The following is a 20,400-nucleotide window of genomic DNA, read 5'->3' as shown; positions in this document are numbered from 1 at the left end:
CGGGCGCATTATTGACAGGTGTGCCTTTAGTGGTCAGCATGGCGGAAAACTTTACAGGATGGTCTTTCGTCTAGGTCTTTCAAAAAATGTATAATCCCCGACCAATCCCACTAAGGTGTATAAATATGCAAAATAACGATCGGCAATCATCATAACCACAAAAATGATGAGCGAATTGATCGTTACGCATATTCAGAAGATTTTGAGAAAACGCCCCAGTCGGATGACCGGGGCCGGAGTGATTAATACTGATTAAACATTTCCTGGATCTGCTTAGGATCCTTGGTTTGGGTCAGAGCCAGTTGCAGCAGAACACGCGCTTTTTGCGGGTTCAGAGAGCCTGACGCCACAAATCCGTATTTCGCATCATCAACTTCAGCATCCTGGGTGGTGGCGCCCGTTGGTACACGGGATGAACGCACCACAACGGTACCTTTATGCGCGGCAGTGGCCAGCGTATCGAAAATGGTTTTATACAGATTACCGTTACCTACACCCGCACTGACGATCCCGGCATAACCCGCGTCGACCAATGCTTTGGCTGGCAGATCGGAGGCGTTAGCGTAGTTGTAAACAATCCCAACTTTCGGCAGCTCGGTCAGCTTAGATACATCGAACGGCGTGGATGTGGTGTGCTTACGCGCAGGCGTACGCTGGTAGTCGATTTTACCGTTATGGATATACCCCAGCGGACCATAGTTAACGGATTTGAAAGTAGCGACATCCGTAGTGTTAGTTTTGGTCACGTCGCGACCATCCATAACGGTGTCGTTCATCACCACCAGCACACCACGGTTGGCAGAGGCTTTGTCTGCGGCGGTTACCACGGCGTTATACAGGTTGAACGGGCCATCAGCGCTCATACCCGTAGACGGACGCATTGCGCCGACCAGCACCACCGGCTTGTTGCACTTGACGGTGAGATCGAGGAAATAGGCGGTTTCTTCCATGGTATCCGTACCATGTGTTACCACGAAGCCGTCAGTTTTATCACACTCGGTATTAATCTTTTTCGCCAGCGTTAGCCAGACTTCGTCATTCATATCCTGGGAGCCGATGTTTACCACCTGCTCGCCTTTCACAACGGCGATATCTTTCAACTGAGGTACGGCATCAACCAAATTTTCTACGCCGACTTTGCCTGCCGTGTAGTTAGATTTTGTTGCAGAGTCACCACCGCCGGCAATCGTCCCGCCGGTAGCTAAAATAGTGATGTTTGGCAGTGCAAGCGCCGCGCCGCTGAAACCCATAACCAGTGCGGCAAGTGCCGTTCTCTTGAAAAACTCCATGTTATTTCTCCAGTTACTTGAATTTGCAGCATTATGTCTATCTTACAGATGAATAATGTGACGCCATCCAATTAACCAGATTTATATCTCCATCAAATTGTTATTCTTAGAGATGGATATCAAAAAAACAGAAAAATACAAAATAAAACGGCACAGAATGTTTCTGTGCCGTTAAAAAGAGGTGAAGATTATTTCAGAGTGCTAACCAGCGTTTTACGATCGTTTTCCAGCGTCACGACGCGGGCACAAACATCTTTGCCAAACTGCTGGAAGTCTTGTTCCTGATTCTTCCATTCGTTCTGAATTGAGGTTTGCAAACCTCCGAGGCTTCCGAGCACGCCCTGCAGCGGATTACCACCGCCTTTGAGCACGGCTTTCGCCCCCATCTCGTTGATGCTGTCCTGCAAAATACCGCCCATCGCCTGATTGACCAGCTGTTGTCCATCCGCGCGAACCTGATCAATCGCCTTATAATGGAAGGTCAGGCCGTCAGTGCGATGTTCAATAATGCGGTTCATCTGCTCTTTCAATTGCGCATCCAGCTTAGTTAAGCGGCCACGCATGTTGCTGCTTTCGCCGACCTCTTTGGCGATGATTTTATCCAGCGCCACGCGACCTTTCTCCACGCGCGCTCTGGCACCTTCGTCAATCCACGGCAGGCTGCTACGCAACGCCGCCTGATAATCTTTGGCCTGTTCACGCTGCGCGGCGTTCAGGTTGTACTGTTTACCGTTAAAGGTGACATCACCGGCCTGGGTAATGACCAGGTTGCCGTTCTCACCCTTCACCTGTACCGTTTGTGGACTCAAAATCACATCGTCACGCGGGGTGACGCTGCACTGATAATCAGCATGTGCGGCCATCGCCGTGAACGTTAGGACTGCCGCCAGCAGCGTTTTGCGCATCATATCTTTCCCTCAATACAAATTGGGCCGGCATTTGCCGACCCTTTGCTACTTAGTCCCACCAAATATCGAAAAGTTCGCTGGTGCGCACTTCTTCGAGTTTGTGCTCTTCCAGCCACTTACGCACGATAGCCTGATGTTCTTCGGTGCATTTGCCGATTTCCTGCAGACAGATCAGACCTTCCCAGGCCAGATAGCCGCTGCCGTCAAAGGCCAGCTTGTTCGGTTCGATAACTTCATTGATAAAATCATCAACGATTTGATCGACCTGCTCTCCAGATGTACCTTCCGGGAAACGCCATGCAACCGAAAATCCTACTTCCTGGAATTCGTCGATGTGCATTTTTTTACGCAGACGACGGCTACGGTTCTTTGCCATTATTTCACCCTCTCGAACATTAAGTCCCATACGCCGTGGCCAAGACGATGACCACGTTGTTCAAATTTGGTTACCGGGCGCGATTCCGGGCGCGGTACGTAATCGTTACTCTCTGACTGGTTTTTATACCCGTCAATCGAGGACATCACTTCAAGCATGTGCTCCGCATAGGCTTCCCAGTCGGTTGCCATGTGGAACACGCCGCCCAGCTTCAGCTTGCTTAAGATATGCTCAGCAAACGGTACCTGAACGATACGGCGTTTATTATGACGTGCTTTATGCCACGGGTCAGGGAAAAACAGCTGAACCATAGATAAAGAATTGTCAGGAATCATTTTATGCAGGACTTCGACGGCATCATGGCACATGACACGCAGGTTCTCGACGCCCTCTTCATGAGCTGAAGCCAGACACGCGCCAACGCCCGGTGAGTGAACCTCAATGCCGAGGAAATTTTGCTCCGGACGCGCTTTCGCCATCGCCACCAGCGAAGCCCCCATACCAAAACCAATTTCAAGCGTGACTGGCGCATCGCGACCAAACAGCGCAGCGAAATCCACAGGTTCTTCGCTGAACTCAACGCCCATCACCGGCCAGTAGTTTTCCAGCGCGTGTTCCTGCCCTTTCGTCAGTCGCCCCTGGCGACGAACAAAACTACGAATCCGGCGCAGCGGGCGGCCGTTTTCATCAAATTCCGGTGAAATGACGTCGTTCTTCATAAAAGTTTAGTCTGCTGTGTTTGAGTTCTGAAAACGGGCATTATCCAAAGTTAGTTGCCGGATGCAAGTAAAGGAAGAAAGTGAGCAGCGGAAAGTTCCGGTTTACACCCCGTTGCCGCTGTGCTGCAATCTTGCCCCCGGCAATAATGAAACGGTAATCATGCAAGCGTCTCAATTCTCGGCTCAGGTTTTGAGCTGGTACGACAAATACGGGCGGAAAACGCTGCCCTGGCAAATTGATAAGACGCCTTACAAAGTATGGCTCTCTGAGGTGATGCTGCAACAAACTCAGGTTGCGACCGTTATCCCCTACTTTGAGCGCTTTATGGCGCGCTTCCCAACGGTAACGGATTTAGCCCATGCGCCGCTGGATGAAGTCCTGCATTTATGGACCGGGCTGGGCTATTACGCTCGAGCGCGTAATCTGCATAAAGCCGCGCAACAGGTTGTGACGCTGCACGGCGGCTCATTCCCGCAAACCTTTGATGAAGTGGCCGCCCTGCCAGGCGTCGGACGTTCAACTGCAGGCGCGATCCTTTCGCTCTCCCTGGGTCAGCATTTTCCGATTCTTGACGGTAACGTCAAACGTGTGCTGGCTCGCTGTTATGCTGTAAGCGGCTGGCCGGGTAAAAAAGAGGTCGAAAAGAAACTGTGGGAGTTGAGCGAGCAGGTTACGCCAGCCCATGGGGTTGAGCGGTTTAATCAGGCGATGATGGATTTAGGCGCCATGGTCTGTACGCGCTCAAAACCCAAATGTTCCCTGTGTCCGTTGGAAAATGGCTGTGTGGCGAGCGCCAATGCAAGCTGGGCGCTGTACCCGGGTAAAAAACCCAAACAGACATTACCAGAACGGACGGGCTATTTTTTACTGATGCAGCATGAAAACGAGGTGTTGCTCGCGCAGCGACCACCCAGCGGCTTATGGGGTGGCTTATACTGTTTTCCGCAGTTTGATGATGAGGATGGGCTACGCGACTGGCTGGCGCAACGGCAAATTAACGCAGATAATCTGACCCAACTTAATGCGTTTCGCCATACCTTTAGCCATTTCCACTTAGATATTGTGCCTATGTGGCTTCCCGTGTCCTCATTCACCTCATGCATGGATGAAGGCAACGCGCTCTGGTATAACTTAGCGCAACCGCCGTCGGTCGGACTGGCGGCCCCCGTGGAGCGTTTGTTACAGCAATTACGTGTCGGCACACAGGTTTAACGTACCGGTCGATAAAGAGGATTTTTTATGAGCAGAACGATTTTTTGCACTTTCCTGCAACGCGAAGCAGAAGGACAGGATTTTCAGCTGTACCCGGGCGATCTGGGAAAACGCATCTATAACGAGATTTCTAAAGAAGCATGGGCGCAATGGCAGCATAAACAAACCATGCTGATTAACGAGAAGAAACTCAATATGATGAACGTTGAACACCGTAAGTTACTGGAACAGGAGATGATTAACTTCCTGTTTGAAGGTAAGGATGTGCATATTGAAGGCTATACGCCTGAAGAAAAAAAATAAGCATCGCTTGCTGGCAATCTCGTAGGCCGGATAGGGTGCTTGCACCGCCATCCGGCAAAACGATACAACAACAAACACAACACGCACTCCCGGAATGATGAAAAAATTTCTCGCGCTTGCCGTTATCGCGCCGTTGCTCATCTCCTGTTCCAGTTCGACCAAAAAAGGCGATTCCTATAACGAAGCCTGGGTCAAGGATACCAACGGTTTTGATATTCTGATGGGGCAATTTGCCCATAACATTGAGAATCTGTGGGGATTTAAGGAAGTGCTGATTGCGGGTCCGAAGGACTACGTAAAGTATACCGATCAGTATCAAACCCGCAGCCATATCAATTTTGATGACGGTACGATAACCGTCGAGACCATTGCCGGGACAGATCCAGCCGGACATCTGCGTCTAGCGATTATCAAGACGTTGCTGATGGGCGATGATCCGGGTTCTATCGACCTCTATTCCGATGTCGACGACATTAAGATTTCCAAAGAGCCGTTCCTGTACGGGCAGGTAGTCGATAATACCGGCCAGCCTATTCGTTGGGAGGGACGTGCAACCAACTTTGCCAACTACCTGCTACAAACGCGACTGAAAAAGCGCAGCAATGGCTTGCGTATCATCTATAGCGTGACGATCAATCTGGTCCCAAATCACCTTGATAAGCGCGCGCATAAATACGTCGGCATGGTACGTCAGGCTTCACGTAAGTATGGCGTCGACGAGTCGCTGATTCTGGCCATCATGCAAACCGAATCCTCGTTTAACCCGTATGCGGTCAGCCATGCCGATGCGCTGGGACTCATGCAGGTGGTACAACACAGCGCCGGAAAAGATGTGTTCCGTTCCCAGGGGCGCTCAGGCACGCCAAGCCGTAGCTTCTTGTTTGACCCGGCCAGCAACATTGATACCGGTACTGCCTATCTGGCAATGCTGAATAATGTCTATTTGGGCGGCATTGATAATCCGACCTCGCGTCGCTATGCGGTGATCACCGCGTATAACGGCGGAGCGGGCAGCGTGCTGCGCGTGTTCTCGAACGATAAAATTCAGGCCGCAAACATCATTAACAGCATGTCCCCTGGAGACGTTTATCAAACGCTGACCACCCGACACCCATCTGCTGAATCACGCCGATATCTTTACAAGGTCAATTCCGCACAAAAATCATATCGTCGCCGCTAATGTATCCCTCTCTTGCCCCCTAAAACGGGGGCCTAAAGAGGGAAAAACGTTAACTCCATCACTCTTTTGCTTTGCAATCCGAAATTGTTTGCAAATATTTGTCACAGGTAACAAAAAAAGAGTGCCTCTCGTTGATAGAATCACATCATATAGCCACGGCAAATGTGCCTTTTAAAACATTCATCCGCATTACGGTGTGAGGAAATTAACATGAATCTTAAGCTGCAGCTGAAAGTTCTCTCGTTTCTGCAGTTCTGCTTATGGGGTAGTTGGCTCACTACCCTCGGCTCCTATATGTTTGTCACCCTTAAATTTGATGGTGCATCCATTGGCGCGGTGTACAGCTCGCTGGGGATCGCCGCCGTGTTTATGCCTACGCTGTTAGGGATCGTGGCTGACAAATGGATCAGTGCAAAATGGGTGTACGCCATTTGTCACCTGGTCGGCGCAGCAACGCTGTTCGCCGCAGCCGAAGTCACCACGCCAGGCGCCATGTTCTTTGTGATCTTGCTTAACTCCCTGGCCTATATGCCAACGTTGGGGTTAATCAACACCATCTCTTACTATCGCCTGCAATCAGCCGGGATGGATATTGTTACAGACTTCCCGCCAATCCGTATCTGGGGCACCATCGGCTTTATTCTGGCGATGTGGGCGGTAAGCTTCTCCGGCTTTGAACTGAGCCATATGCAGCTGTATATCGGCGCGACGCTGTCCGTCGTATTGGCGCTGTTCACCCTGACGCTGCCGCATATCCCGGTCGCCAATCAGCAGAAAAACCAGAGCTGGTCTTCCATGCTGGGCCTGGATGCCTTCGCGCTGTTTAAAAACAAGCGGATGGCGATTTTCTTCATCTTCTCTATGATGCTGGGCGCAGAGCTGCAAATTACCAATATGTTCGGTAATACCTTCCTGCACAGCTTCGATAACAATCCGCTGTTCTCCGGCAGCTTCATCGTTGAACACGCGTCGGTGATGATGTCGATTTCGCAGATCTCCGAGACGCTGTTTATCCTGACCATCCCGTTCTTCTTAAGCCGTTACGGTATTAAGAACGTGATGCTTATCAGTATTGTGGCGTGGATGCTGCGCTTCGGCCTGTTTGCCTACGGCGATCCAACACCGTTTGGTACCGTGCTGCTGGTTCTGTCGATGATTGTTTACGGCTGTGCCTTCGACTTCTTCAATATCTCTGGCTCCGTGTTTGTAGAGAAAGAAGTTCGCCCTGAAATCCGCGCCAGCGCACAAGGCATGTTCCTGATGATGACCAACGGCTTCGGTTGTATTCTGGGCGGTCTGGTGAGCGGTAAAGTAGTTGAACACTATACGCTGAACGGTATTACCGATTGGCAGACCGTGTGGCTGATCTTCGCAGGTTACTCGCTGGTTCTGGCTTTTGCCTTCGTTGCGCTGTTTAAATACAAACACGTACGCGTTCCGGCAGGTGCCCAGACTATCGCGCACTAATCTTTATTGATTAAATAGGGTCACCTGATGGTGGCCCTATTTGGTCAGATGACGCTTACTTCAGAACATATCCATACAGACGTTTAATGCCGTCTGCATCCGTTTCACTGTAAACCCCTTGCAGCTCCGGCGAGAAGCCCGGCAGCAGGTTTATGCCCTCTTCCAATGCCAGGAAGTAACGTTGCACCGCCCCGCCCCATACTTCGCCCGGTACCACGCACAGTACGCCCGGAGGATAAGGCAGCGCGCCTTCTGCCGCAATGCGACCAGCGGCATCACAAATACGCACCAGTTCAACATCACCGCGGATAAAGGCGCTGTTAGCATCCTGCGGGTTCATCGCCACGGCAGGCAAACTCTCCTGACGGAACATCGCTTTTTGCAGATCTTTCACATCAAAGCTGACGTACAGTGAGTGCATCTCCTGACACAGTTCACGCAGCGTGTAATCCCGGTAACGTACCGGATACTTATTGAAGATGGTGGGCAGTACGTTTGCCAGCGGCGTATCGTCTTCAATATGCTGTTCAAACTGCGCCAGCATCGCGACCAGTTGCGCCAGTTTCTCAGCGCTTTCTGCTGGGGTCAGCAGGAACAGAATCGAGTTAAGGTCGCATTTCTCCGGCACGATACCGTTTTCACGCAGATAATGCGCCAAAATCGTCGCCGGAATACCAAACTCAGTATATTGCCCGGTTTGCGCATCAATGCCCGGAGTGGTTAACAGCAGTTTGCAGGGATCGACAAAATACTGGTCGCGTGCATATCCAGAAAAACCATGCCATTTAGCACCAGGTTCAAAGCTAAAGAAGCGACGCTCGCTGGCAATCACCTGTGTCGGATAGCTTTCCCACGGTTTGCCATCTACTACCGGAGGAATAAACGGTTGAAGCAGCTTACAGCGGGTAATAATCGCTTTGCGGGCCTCGATCCCCAGCGTCACACATTCCGCCCATAGCCGACGGCCGCTCTCGCCTTCATGGATTTTGGCGTTTACGTCCAGCGCCGCAAACAGCGGGTAAAACGGGCTGGTGGAAGCATGCAGCATAAACGCATTGTTCAGACGCTTATGCGGGCAGAAGCGCGCCTGGCCGCGAATATGGTTATCCTTTTTATGGATCTGCGAGGTTTGCGAGAATCCGGCCTGCTGTTTGTGTACCGACTGAGTGACAAAGATCCCCGGATCGTTAGCATTGAGCTCTAGCAGCAGCGGCGACCCATCGGCCATCATCGGGATAAATTGCTCGTAACCGACCCATGCGGAATCAAACAGGATGTAATCGCACAGGTGACCGATCTTGTCGATCACCTGCCGGGCGTTATAGATCGTACCGTCATAGGTACCCAACTGAATGATCGCCAGACGGAACGGGCGCGGTTGATCAGCCTTTTGCGGCGCAACTTCTCGAAGTTGCTGGCGCAGATACTCCTCATCAAAGCAGTGCTCATCAATGCCGCCAATAAAGCCAAACGGATTACGCGCCGCTTCCAGGTAAACCGGCGTAGCGCCCGCCTGGATCAGCGCCCCGTGGTGGTTCGATTTATGATTGTTGCGATCAAACAGCACCAGATCGCCGCGCGTCAGCAGCGCATTGGTGACCACTTTATTGGCCGAAGAGGTCCCATTCAGCACAAAGTAGGTTTTATCCGCGTGGAAAACTTTCGCAGCAAATTTCTGCGCATGTTTCGCTGACCCTTCATGAATCAACAGATCGCCAAGCTTAACGTCAGCGTTGCACATATCCGCGCGAAACAGATTCTCACCAAAGAACTCATAGAAATGTCGGCCCGCAGGATGCTTCTTAAAAAACTCACCGTGTTGGTGTCCCGGGCAGGCAAACGTGCTGTTCCCCATTTCGACATACTGGGTAAGCGTGTCATAGAACGGCGGCAGCAGCTCTTCCTCATACTGACAGGCAGTAGATTCCAGCTCCAGCCAGTCCTGAGCCTGACCGCGAATTACCGCATTAACGCCCGCAGGCACATCAACATCAGACTCTGCGAACAGAAACACAGGTAGATGAAAACCGGTGCGTTTCAGCAAAGCCAGGATCCCACTGCGGCTGTCCGCAACGGTAATGACGACTGCCGCAACGTCAGTAAAATCGGTACTGTCCAGCGACACCACCTGACGATGGCTGGACAGACGAGAAACCAGTTCACTACTGGCGGCAATTTTCATTGATTTCATAAGCGCAATAACCCGTTTCGGGAAAATCAAAAGTCCCGGACAACGCCGCATGGCTTTGCCCACGAAATGACAGGTCAAACTGGTTACCAGCCCCGACCGCCAGACATCAGTAAAAGCAGATAGCCTCTGATTTTACTGTTATCCTGCAGTGAGCGTGCGCTGCCCTCACCGCATGGTGGGAGCGTAAAGATAAGTCGCGGGAAGGGGCAAACGTCGCGCAAAAAGGCGATGTTGAAGGCGATGTAGGGGGAGTAATATCATCCCAGGCAGCCCCATTCAGACAGAAGAAAATTCGCGCAATCATGGCACCTTTCACTTACAGGCGCAAGATAAAATCCTGTGCGAAAACCTTACAGATAAGCAAGCATTTCGTCCGAAAGTTGCGGCATAATAATGCAATCTGAAACATAATTTCACCCAGCTAATTGCCTTTAGTATCAAGACGATGATGGGTATGCAGGAGCAAATGTGGTAATCGGACCCTTTATTAATGCCAGCGCCATTTTATTTGGTGGCATTCTCGGCGCGCTGCTCAGCCAGCATATACCAGAACGTATTCGGGTCTCCATGACCTCTAATTTCGGGCTGGCCTCGTTAGGGATTGGTATCTTGCTGGTTATCAAATGCGCCAATCTACCGGTGATGGTTCTGGCAACGCTGGTCGGCGCGTTAATTGGCGAGTTTTGTCATCTGGAAAAAGGGATCAATGCTGCGGTAGCCAAAGCGCAGCAGCTTTTCACCCGCTCGGACGCCAACGTAACGCACGAATCCTTTATTCAAAGCTATGTGGCTATCATTGTGCTGTTTTGCGCCAGCGGTACCGGGATCTTCGGTGCGATACATGAAGGGATGACCGGCGACCCGAATATTTTAATCGCCAAGTCATTTTTGGATTTCTTCACGGCCATCATTTTTGCCTGCTCATTAGGAATCGCGGTATCCGCCATTTGCATGCCGATGCTGGCAATCCAGCTAACGCTTGCCACCTGTGCAGCACTGATTTTACCCCTGACGACGCCAGCTATGATGGCCGATTTCAGCGCCGTAGGCGGTCTATTGCTGCTGGCAACCGGTTTGCGTATTTGCGGCATCAAAATGTTTGCGGTTGTGAATATGCTTCCTGCCCTGCTGCTGGCAATGCCGCTTTCCGCCGCCTGGACGGCATTTTTTGCCTGAGAATGCGTGCATTAGCAGCAATGTGGTGATAGATTGTGCAGTCTGCATTGATTTGAAGAAATTTCGTTGACGAAGCGAAGCGAATCGGGTTTAATGCGCCTCGTTGCCCGGATAGCTCAGTCGGTAGAGCAGGGGATTGAAAATCCCCGTGTCCTTGGTTCGATTCCGAGTCCGGGCACCACTAATTTTGCATCAAAGCACGCTGGTTAAGAGATGAGAACCTTAACGGGCGGTTAATACAGGGGCCGGTCATTACGGAATGTCCTCCGGTGTAGGCGTATCTGCACTGGTTAACGTTTCTGAATCAGTCCCTCAAGTCAGGGAGCCTGTGTCCGCAGGCTCCCTGTTCTCGATCACTGGCAATAATCCCAGTCAATCAGTTTTGTGTCAATAGTTGTAATTCCCTTTCTACACAGAGATCTGTGTGCAGCGACAATTCTTCTTCCAGTGTTTTTCCCACAATGTCCATATTGAGTTCCACATATTCCATTGTTGTGCTTACGCTACGATGACCCAGTAAATCTTTAACCAACTGAAGATTCCTTTCCGGTGCTTTCATCAGTTCTGTAGCCAGGGTATGTCTGAAACGGTGCGGCGAAACGGCAAAACCACATTCCTTTGACAGACGGCGAAAAAAGGAGCGGATCTTTTGATGCATCACTGTCACATCATTCCTATCAAATTTTGCCTTTTTCCCGGCAATGTAAAAACTGACATCGAAGAGGTTATCTTTTGGCCCGGCTCCAGCCTCCGTTGCCCGTGTAAGAAGAAGCTGTAGCCGCAAACGCAGCTGCTTAACAACGGGAACGCGCCATTCCCTGTGCGTTTTACTCCCCTCAAGGCGCAGATCTATATAACCTTCTGTCAGATTGACGTCCCTGAGCTGAATATGCAGCAGTTGATTTTGCCTCATTCCCGTATATCTGAGCGTATCCAGGACGGTTATCCAGAACCAGGCCGGGTAAAGCGCACTCCGACCGCCACGTGCGAAAATTTTCCGGTTGGATTCAATTTCAGCCTGCTGCATTATCAGATAAAGGCGGGTTAGCTGAGAGCGGTTTAAAGTCCGCTTTTTCTTTCTGTCCCGCTGTACAGTGCAATTGTTAAAAGGGTTTTTGCCCGCAGGCAATAAACCACTTTCCATAGCATAGTTATAGAGGGCCCTGAGATGTGCAATTTTATTGTTCCAGGTCTGCGCCGATTGTTGCTTTTCTCTGAGTACATGTCGCCGCCATCTGAGTACTTCATGATGTGTAACCATTGATGGGGTTATGTCTGCCCCCGTAAATTTCAGGAATCCCTTTACAACCTTTGCGTAGCTCCATTCTGTTGCAGCTCGCAGGTTTCGGGCGAAGAAGTACTCCTCAAGCAATTCTTCCCATGTCGTATAATGGTTTTTGTCAGACATACAGCATTTCCTTTTTCTAAATCAAGCTGCCCTTAAGGGCCCTCATGGACTGCCCCTCCTTCACAGGAAAGACAGAAGTCCGCTGTCTTCAGGGGAAGACGCCCCTCTGAAAAGGTGTGTAGTCTTGACAAGATATCCACTTACAGGTTTAAACGTGCCTTCTTTGCCAGGCGAGTGGTACAGTTTTGCTTTAATAAAACGCTCTCCCCTGCGCACCCTGTGAATATGCAGCTTCTCAAATTCAATTTGTATGGAATCCCTGCTTAGCTCTGCTCCGCTTTCTCTGATGTAAAGATAAAATATGTCCGGAACCCTGAGAAAGATGAACCCTGCAACTGCATGCGCCCTCGAATCAGGCTGATTAATATCAATTCGCTTGCTCTTAAGTCCTTCAGAAAGCCACCTGACAAATTCAGTGCCAGTCTGTTTTTTTATCACTGTTTTTTGTGCGTCAATGTTAATGCTGTGTAAAGGGATGTTATCCTCTACAGCGCGTTCAGGGAAAGAGTCTTCTGCTACTGTCTGATTTATCTCAGGCTTATCAGCTTCGGGACTTAGTTCATTAAGGGGGGAAAATTCTGGCACACTTTCTGCTCTCGTACTGATTGAAGGCTCTTCATCACATGCTTCAGTCCCGGTCATATCAGGCTCTGCAATTGCACTGAACAGACTTAGCAGCATCTCTGTATCAGCCTTCTCTGTTTCGTTTGGATCACATTCCGTAATCTCGCCTGCCTTTTCATTGCTGACGAGATTGCTGTCATCAGCCATCGGCACCGGTGCAATAGAAGATGCGAGTTGAATACCCTGCAAATCTGGAACTTCTGGCGATGCAGTTTTAAGTTTTGCTTCTACTGACGGTTCTGATTCAATCTCTTGATCAGACGGCGTTTGCGTAACTGAAAGGGCCGGCTCTATGAGGGTGTTAACTTTCTCATTTGCCCCGGATACCTCCAGCGAAGGCGATTCCACCTTTTCAGCAGCTTGCTTCATTAAGCTTCTAATAAGTGGCATCGCCGGATGCTGGTTCCATAAGGCCCCGGTAAGATTGCCCAGAGCTTCGGGATTTTCTGCCAGCCATCCTGTCGCCTCTGCTGGCACAAGTTGTCCTGCTGCCAGCGCTGCAAAAGCTGAGGAGTTGTCAGCTTCCCGGAAGCGAAATCGATAAGGTGAGTCCGGAACGGTTATTCCCGGAAGCCAGCTTTTACCATCAAGCAGCTCACCCTCCAGAGACGCCAGGAGCGGCAAATGCCAGAACAGTGCAGACCAGAAAATGACTGCATTCCACATCACGTTTTGCTCTGCCTGCTCTTCTGGCGCAGCTCCGGGTGGAAACATGTATCCTTTGGCCAGTCTGACCGCACAGGTTGTGAACTGCAGCGTAAGGTCCCCGAAGCCGTCTGACTGCGACCACCTTCCCTGCTGTGTTGCCGGCACATTCTGTACCCTGGCCAGTAAGCCATGCAGTGGCGTTATATAAAACCGGTGATAAACATCCGCCGGAAGTGAGCTGTTTTCCCATATTTGTTGCAGGCAGGTTTTTCTCAACGGACTACAGCACAGCGTATCGACCGTACGCGGAGTGTGGTAGCCGGCAGGTGTGACAGCGGATACATGATGTGCTGGTTCCGGTTCACCTTTTGAAAACAGAAACCTAAGGGTCCTGATTCTGTCGCGCATGATTTTCTCCTGGTATAGGGCTGCCCAGTGTTGTGACACTCCCCGCGCTTCACCATAAAAAACCAGTTACTCACTCTCAGAAGTTTTTCCCGTTTCTTCGTGCCTGTCGGCGCTCTCTCCATTTCCGGACGGTACGGTTTCGTGCGTCGTCTCGCGGTTTTTCCCGCCTTCATCACTCAGCCAGCGCATCAGTTCGTTAAGCACAAGCGTTCTTCTGGCCCGGGTGACAGCCACGTACAGCAGGTTAGTCTCATCCTGCCGCTCATCCTGCGAAAGAAGCGGGTCGGTAATGTCAGTAAAATCCTCACTCAGCATTACCACCGGCCATTCCAGCCCTTTGCTGCGGTGTGCGGTTGAAACCGTGACCTGAGCGTCTTTCTCATGGGTTACCACCTGACGGCGCATGATGGCCAGCTTTTGCGGTAGTGGGAAAAAGTCATCGAGAAGACGAATGGCCTGGTTCATCTCCACGTCCTGTGTGGCTTTTGCTATTGAGCAGTATTCATCAAAATCCCGGTAGTCCCGGCTGAGGCGCGGGGACTGCATCTTTTCAGGCATATCGGCGGAGAACCAGTACAGGTTTTCCAGCTCCTCTGTTTTGTAGCCTTCAATCCCCCCGACCCAGAAGACATTTTTCTCCATAAGGCTCGCCGTCAGGGCACTGCCGATCACGCCGGATACCGTCCGGCTCAGTACAGCAATATGCTCAGCCCCTGCCGGAAGGCTGCTGACGACAGCATCCTGCCCCCCGTTACCTGTCACGCGCTTTTCCTCTCCGGCACGTTCAAGCAGGATGTTGGCCATCCGCGCGACCTCAGGGCCAAACCGAAAACTCGCTGTCAGCCACAACCGGTCTGCCTGCACCAGCTGCGGGGCTCTCAGTGCATTATCTGCCCCCCGAAACCGGTATATCTGCTGGTAACGGTCGCCGACCAGAATGACCCGGCAGGGCTGATTCAGTACAAATGCACTGGTCACCGGATTGGCGTCCTGTGCCTCGTCGAAGAGGATGGTGTCCCAGCGTTTTGACAGGTCAGGATGAGAGAGCTGGAACAGTTTAAGGTAGGTGTCGTGCGTGACGGGAAAGACTGAATCAGTACGGCTCATTTCATACCAGAGGATTTGTATTGCCCCCAGAATTTTACCGGCATCGAGACCGTGGCGATCATCCTCAGACGGCAGATGTATCAGCCCCGGCTCGGGGTCAGCACTGCAGAGGAACATGTTCAGCCCGCTGAGCGCCAGCCGCGCCAGCGCCCAGTGGCGGGTATTGAGCTTTCTGGCCACATCCGTAATGCGCAGACTGGCTGTCAGCCGGTCACGGAAATGTTTGCCGAAACGGGCCCATGCAAGCTGATGCGACGTTTTACACTCTACGTTATAGGGGAATTTGCGTTCAGCCTCATCCCGCACAGCGCGATTATAGGCGAGGTAAAGCATTTTACTTTCCGGGTTGGCTTCAGCGTAACTCACTAAAGTGGAGGTTTTACCTGTACCGGCAAAGGCATTCACCACGAGATGATTGCCCTTCCACTCGATGATGGCGTTTTGTTCGGCTGTTGTTTTCCAGGTCACTGTGTTCTCCCGCAGCAGCAGATGTAAAAAAACAGCCTGACAGCGGGAAGCGTGCACTTCGAGAAAAAACCAGATCCCTTTTTTCAAAGATAAAAAACGCCCCCGAGCGGGAGCGTAAAAATGATGATCTTATTTTTTTATACTACGTATACATGACAAGTTAGCAACATCCACAAACTTGCGCTGACGTTAACAATAATCGCTATCAATTATCTTAATTGGTCTTTCATTCACTCTCTCCGCTATTCACGCACTATTTTTATCTATAGAATTCTTCAGGAGATATTTAATGTAAAACTTTACAATCCCCCTAAGCACTTAAAACGTTCATTAAGTAGCGACCTTGACCTTCTGTGTTAACACGTTGCTCCATAAGAGTTACCATCTTTAAAAGAGAATGTTGGAAACAATTATTACTTATATACTCTTCCCCAGGAGAAATGGTAGCGCATAATAAAAATGGCATAGCTGGCCTATCCGAATAAATATCAAATGATGAATTATGGAAATCTCTAATGAGTAGTTTCTCATCAGGATTTAAAATAATCAAACCAATGATGGAACTATTTGCATCTGAAATAGAATGAAGTCCATGAAGATATTTAAGCGTTAACTCAGGTAAATAATGTAAAAAGGCTTTATCAGTAGAAGTATACTTCGCATCAAGAATGAGATACTTGTCAATACCATTCCCATTGCTAATATGTATTACAAAGTCGGGAGATCGATTAGAAAATCTCCCTGAGGAAGAACGATGAGTCACCATACCATTGTAAGTTGTCCATCCTTCACTGTTAACCAAACCTCTTAGGTCTGCCATGGGATGGGTGGCCATCCAATATTTTGGCTCATATAGTAATTTTAGAGTAGCCCCTTTTCTAAGATTAAAAACAAATGATATTGATTCATTAACTGGTTCGGGCGCGGATTTAGAGCCTATATGCTGTCCTAATATCTCTCTTATATAGAAAAGAGAATAGTATTCAAACAATTTTGGAATGCTTTGTATGGATAATAACTCTTCTTGAACACTCCAATCAGGTTTCCCAAATCGGTACCAGTCAACGATCTTTTTGAAAACAGAAAGGTATAAAGGATCCTTTTTGGCTTTCATTGTAAACGTGGGCACTCCGATTATATGTTTTTTTGCAGGCATCACCTCTGCCATTATCCTTTTAAGAGAATGTAAATCTGATAATATTGATTTGCATTTTAAAATTTTTCGCCCATTAATACTCTTCTGAAATTTTTGTATTTGAGAGAAAAAACTAACATACCCTAAAGGGCTTCCATTTATTCTATTTGGATACTTATCAGGGTTTTTGAAGCCTGAAAGAAGAGAAGAAGTGGTTTGAATTAAAGTCATAACAAAACCATGCAAAACTTGATTTTCATAAACGTCAGAATCTTCTACTGCCTGGTGCTCAATAAGCTTTCTCGCCCCATAAAGCTCATCGTTAAACTCCAAAATTGCACTTTCATATGAATCTGTTTCAAATAGCTCATCAGTGTTGCTACATAGCCATGACAGCGTCAAATCATCAATATTTGTGTTGTCACTCGGATAAACATATTTCTCCCGACTTGTTAATTTAGAAATAGGTCTTTGTATTATTTTTCTTATCAGGGTTGTCGTTATTTCGACAATGCTTTCAATTTGTTCTAGTAAAATTTCAGCAGGAGTATCCCCATTTTTGAAACCTGCTTTCCGCCGAGTTACTCTGAAAAAAGCACAAAGAGCATTACTATCGATTTTTGCTATATAGTTCAGCATCTTATCAACTCGCTCTGCATTTAACTTTTTTGCCAGAACTTCTATCGATTGAAAACTAAAAAGTTCAGTCCTTTCACCGTATTGAGCTTCAAGTACTAATTCGGCTATTCCATAGTAATTATGGAAAAAACATTCATATGAAAAACGCCCTAGCCTTTTGGGAAGCCATCTGTAAGTCCAAAGCTCGCCTACACGTTCGATTAAAGTAGGTTCCACTTCATTTTCGTATAATAACAAAGAAATCTTTTCGTAATAGTTTTCACTCGTAAAGGCTATTTCTATAGCTTCATCTTCAAGAATGAATAATGATGAGTTGATTTTTTCATCGATTAACTTCAGTTCAAAAGCATCTCCCTGACGCTTCCCCCCTAAAATTGAAACCTTAATTTTCATAATCAACAATCCTAAAAATAAGAGTAAGATTCGCTATAAATATCACCATTATTTATTATATTTCTAAGTGTTGCTTTAGAAATATGAAGATCAAACTCCACAAGCTTTTGCTCAAGATTGTGCAATCTTTCTTTGAAACCTGCACCGTACCCCTCAATCAATGGCAAAACGTGCTGATTTATTGCAAAATCTAGAGGCTGAACTTGTAACCCTTCGATTTCATTAGCAATATAGCAATACCTCTTCATTGCATTATATTTTCTTTGACTGACTCTAACAGAAGTAGTTCTGGTAAGAGGAGCTTTTAATATTTCTATTATTTCATCAAGTAAGTTCTCCTCTTCCGTCGTAAAAGAAGACTCATATAAGCTCACATCAAAACAACTTTCCAACCATTCGTTTTTCACAGCGCCTTCAAATGCTAAAGATCTTATAACGTTCGATTTAAATTCTGCGTTGTGATTTAAACCTATTACGGGTACCCGGTCGATTAACCTTGGCGATAAACGTTCAGTTGACGCATCATTGTTAATAGTTGCTATAAAACGCACACCATCAGCCACGGTAATATATCTTTCGTCTTCAGATGGAATGCCAGAATCAATTTTTCTATTTCTTCCTTCGGGATCACACATACCTAGAAAGTCTGACCAATAGTGTTCGACGCTAGACAGGTTGGCCTCATCAAGTAGAATTATTTTCAAATAATCTGGATTATGATCACTCTTCAAAAACTCATAAAGACCTGTACGGGCTGGCTGGTAAACGTCTTTTAAGGAATTATAAAATCCTAAGATGTCTCGGCTTGATACCCAAGCTCTTCCGACTGGAATATTAATAAAGTTACTAGTATTGTATGTATTCTCACCATTAGTCAAGCCCATATTTTGAGCTAATCTAATAGCCGTGGAGGTTTTTCCTGTTCCCGGAGGGCCTGATAAAATTGTCATGAATGATTGATTCAAGCATATAATTAAATTCGCCATTTCATCAAATGAAAAATTCCTTCCATTATCGTTGCTAAATGAATCAACTAAGTAATTAATGTATTCTTTTCTGTTTTCTTTATTCAGTTCGATAGTTGATGGATTTATCTTTGTTTTATATATTTTCGGCGTGCTTTCTCTTGCCCTGCCACCATTCAAGAGAGTTTTGAGGTTTTGTATTGTTTGTATCTCTACAGTTTTTTCCAGAAGCTGTGGAGAGTTCAAAGTTGCTTTTTTAAGTTTAAGTGCTTTCTCAGCTGATTCTTTGTCTTTTTCAATATCCTCTTTAAGCCTTTTCAGATAATTTATTTCTTCATTCAGAGAATTATAATCATTTACCCTAGACTCCATTGAGTAGAATTGTTCAAGCTTAATGCTTGCATTTTTAATGTTTTCTTCTAACTCAGCATTTTTTTCCGTCAAAGCCTGCTGTTTTTGAAGGAGAAGGTCATGAGCATCTTCAGCAGACTGTTTTTTTATTCTCTCAAGTTCTTCTCTAGCCCTGACCTTTTCATATTCAACATTTTTTAATTCAGAATCTAATTCTGCTTTTTTATTTGTTATTAGCCTTTCTAAATCACTTATCTCTTTATTTAATTTACTCTTCTGTACTCGAGTAACTTCCTCTAGTTCTTTAGACTTTTGCTTAACCAGCAGGTCTTTATTTTTGCTGAAATAATCATCTAAATAAAGCCTGCCATCCCTACTTTCTGCTAAAAACTCTTGAACAATCTCTTGGCCGAATGGACTTGAATCTAAAAATTCTCCAAGTAGCTCCTTAAGTCTTTTAAGACGCTCGCTATTCTCTAATACTTTATTCTTCTTAACATACTCATCAATCCCTTGCGACAACTTTTGCGCTTCACTTTTTCCTAAAGGAGATTTATTTTTCGAAAATCCATTTCCAAATCCATTTTTGGTGAAGTAAGAAACAAGCCTTGTATCTGAAATGTAATCTTTTTGCTCAAACAATAAACTGGAGAGGTCTTTCAAATTTTTAATATATTTTCTAACTTCACCTTTAATAATTAACTCATAAGAAAAATCATTAGCTATAATTTCCTTTAAATCAAACCTTGCTATATGGTCTTGTTTAAGCTGTAAGGGTGACGGTGTAGATAAAGGAGATAATTGCCAATTGTTATCTTGTTTGGAGGCTTTAAACGGTCCATATACATAGCCCTCATTCTCAATAAAGAATTGAGCGCTAGGGGCGTCAATATCATGACCAAGGAAACCTGTTTTTATATCGGGGAGAGCAGATTTTATAATTGGAATAAAGTAGCTTTTATCGAGCCTTTCTACTTTACTTCCAAGTCCAAAATGCTTTTGATGTCTTGTATTAATTTTCCAGTCATCATCATTGCTTTCGTAATATTCATTAAGAATAAATAATTCATCATATCCAAACTGCTGGCTTATATTCAAAAATCCTTTGGAAATAAATATTCCTCCATTAGGAAAATCGCTAGGATCAATTTTTTCATAATTTCCATTTTCATCAAGATAAGCAACAGGAATCACAAGCCCCATATCAGGGTTAACTGTATGATTTTCTTCCTTTATAACCAATAACCTGTTCATAGAACCTCATTCGAAACCATAAGAAACGTTAATATTAATATGCTACTATTAACATGTTGAAATCATTATTAAGAATTAGCTTAATTATGAGCATTCCTTATAGAACGACTTGAAACATTTAGCAATGGATGGTAGTTGAAAACTTCTTGTTTTTGGTAAGTGGCAGGTATTGATTTGA

Annotated in this window: 15 protein-coding genes, 1 tRNA gene and 1 pseudogene; 6 read left to right on the top strand and 11 right to left on the bottom strand. The window is 47.2% G+C overall.

The window, feature by feature from the left end:
• Positions 1 to 10: 10 nt before the first annotated feature.
• The 5 genes and pseudogenes from HV314_RS27545 to trmB form a co-directional block, all read right to left on the bottom strand.
• Positions 11 to 123, bottom strand: a pseudogene (locus HV314_RS27545) (DUF1202 family protein); the annotation flags it as partial.
• A gap of 119 nt (positions 124 to 242) precedes the next feature.
• A complete protein-coding gene (ansB, locus tag HV314_RS04800) occupies positions 243 to 1,289 on the bottom strand; it encodes an L-asparaginase 2 (protein WP_016154404.1) in 1,047 nt (348 codons plus the stop codon).
• 188 nt (positions 1,290 to 1,477) lie between these two features.
• A complete protein-coding gene (locus HV314_RS04795; RefSeq protein WP_016157447.1) occupies positions 1,478 to 2,197 on the bottom strand; it encodes a DUF2884 domain-containing protein in 720 nt (239 codons plus the stop codon).
• A gap of 49 nt (positions 2,198 to 2,246) precedes the next feature.
• On the bottom strand, positions 2,247 to 2,573 hold the full coding sequence (locus HV314_RS04790; protein ID WP_016154406.1) for a YggL family protein: 327 nt from the start codon (positions 2,571 to 2,573) through the stop codon (positions 2,247 to 2,249).
• A complete protein-coding gene (gene trmB / locus HV314_RS04785) occupies positions 2,573 to 3,292 on the bottom strand; it encodes a tRNA (guanosine(46)-N7)-methyltransferase TrmB (protein ID WP_016154407.1) in 720 nt (239 codons plus the stop codon). Before trmB ends, HV314_RS04790 begins: the two co-directional genes overlap by 1 nt.
• Positions 3,293 to 3,452: 160 nt before the next feature.
• Between trmB and mutY the strand changes: the two genes are divergently transcribed.
• The 4 genes from mutY (at position 3,453) to HV314_RS04765 (ending at position 7,455) form a co-directional block, all read left to right on the top strand.
• Entirely contained in the window at positions 3,453 to 4,505 is a 1,053-nt protein-coding gene (mutY, locus tag HV314_RS04780; RefSeq protein ID WP_103928601.1) for an A/G-specific adenine glycosylase, read from the top strand.
• Between the two features lie 27 nt (positions 4,506 to 4,532).
• A complete protein-coding gene (locus HV314_RS04775) occupies positions 4,533 to 4,808 on the top strand; it encodes an oxidative damage protection protein (RefSeq protein WP_016154409.1) in 276 nt (91 codons plus the stop codon).
• Positions 4,809 to 4,902: 94 nt separating this feature from the next.
• A complete protein-coding gene (gene mltC / locus HV314_RS04770) occupies positions 4,903 to 5,988 on the top strand; it encodes a membrane-bound lytic murein transglycosylase MltC (protein WP_016154410.1) in 1,086 nt (361 codons plus the stop codon).
• Between the two features lie 210 nt (positions 5,989 to 6,198).
• Complete coding sequence (locus tag HV314_RS04765; protein WP_016154411.1) at positions 6,199 to 7,455, top strand: nucleoside permease; 1,257 nt, start codon at positions 6,199 to 6,201, stop codon at positions 7,453 to 7,455.
• A gap of 55 nt (positions 7,456 to 7,510) precedes the next feature.
• Here the strand turns inward: HV314_RS04765 and HV314_RS04760 are convergent, their stop codons facing one another.
• A complete protein-coding gene (locus HV314_RS04760; protein ID WP_181547457.1) occupies positions 7,511 to 9,646 on the bottom strand; it encodes an ornithine decarboxylase in 2,136 nt (711 codons plus the stop codon).
• 468 nt (positions 9,647 to 10,114) lie between these two features.
• On the opposite strand from HV314_RS04760, the gene HV314_RS04755 reads away from it, so the two are divergent.
• Both HV314_RS04755 and HV314_RS04750 read left to right on the top strand, forming a co-directional pair.
• On the top strand, positions 10,115 to 10,822 hold the full coding sequence (locus HV314_RS04755) for a DUF554 domain-containing protein (RefSeq protein WP_181547455.1): 708 nt from the start codon (positions 10,115 to 10,117) through the stop codon (positions 10,820 to 10,822).
• A 105-nt stretch (positions 10,823 to 10,927) separates the two neighbouring features.
• Positions 10,928 to 11,003: transfer RNA gene (locus tag HV314_RS04750), tRNA-Phe, on the top strand.
• A 195-nt stretch (positions 11,004 to 11,198) separates the two neighbouring features.
• Here HV314_RS04750 and HV314_RS04745 read toward each other — a convergent pair.
• The 5 genes from HV314_RS04745 to HV314_RS04725 all read right to left on the bottom strand — a co-directional run bounded on the left by HV314_RS04745 (position 11,199) and on the right by HV314_RS04725 (position 20,222).
• A complete protein-coding gene (locus HV314_RS04745; protein ID WP_016807923.1) occupies positions 11,199 to 12,230 on the bottom strand; it encodes a tyrosine-type recombinase/integrase in 1,032 nt (343 codons plus the stop codon).
• A 60-nt stretch (positions 12,231 to 12,290) separates the two neighbouring features.
• The gene (locus HV314_RS04740; protein WP_016807924.1) at positions 12,291 to 13,910 is read right to left on the bottom strand and encodes a TraI domain-containing protein; all 1,620 of its coding nucleotides are present in this window, start codon (positions 13,908 to 13,910) and stop codon (positions 12,291 to 12,293) included.
• Between the two features lie 66 nt (positions 13,911 to 13,976).
• Complete coding sequence (locus tag HV314_RS04735; RefSeq protein WP_029591438.1) at positions 13,977 to 15,485, bottom strand: UvrD-helicase domain-containing protein; 1,509 nt, start codon at positions 15,483 to 15,485, stop codon at positions 13,977 to 13,979.
• A 310-nt stretch (positions 15,486 to 15,795) separates the two neighbouring features.
• Positions 15,796 to 17,652 (bottom strand): DUF2357 domain-containing protein, encoded by a 1,857-nt coding sequence (locus tag HV314_RS04730; RefSeq protein ID WP_029591439.1) that lies wholly within the window; start codon positions 17,650 to 17,652, stop codon positions 15,796 to 15,798.
• Positions 17,653 to 17,663: 11 nt separating this feature from the next.
• The gene (locus HV314_RS04725) at positions 17,664 to 20,222 is read right to left on the bottom strand and encodes an AAA family ATPase (protein WP_016807927.1); all 2,559 of its coding nucleotides are present in this window, start codon (positions 20,220 to 20,222) and stop codon (positions 17,664 to 17,666) included.
• Positions 20,223 to 20,400 lie beyond the last annotated feature (178 nt).

The sequence above is a fragment of the Citrobacter sp. RHBSTW-00887 genome, from assembly GCF_013728095.1.
Classification (GTDB): domain Bacteria; phylum Pseudomonadota; class Gammaproteobacteria; order Enterobacterales; family Enterobacteriaceae; genus Citrobacter; species Citrobacter braakii.
The sequence above is the reverse complement of the archived record's forward strand: the minus strand, read 5'-3'. Positions and strand labels throughout refer to the sequence as shown.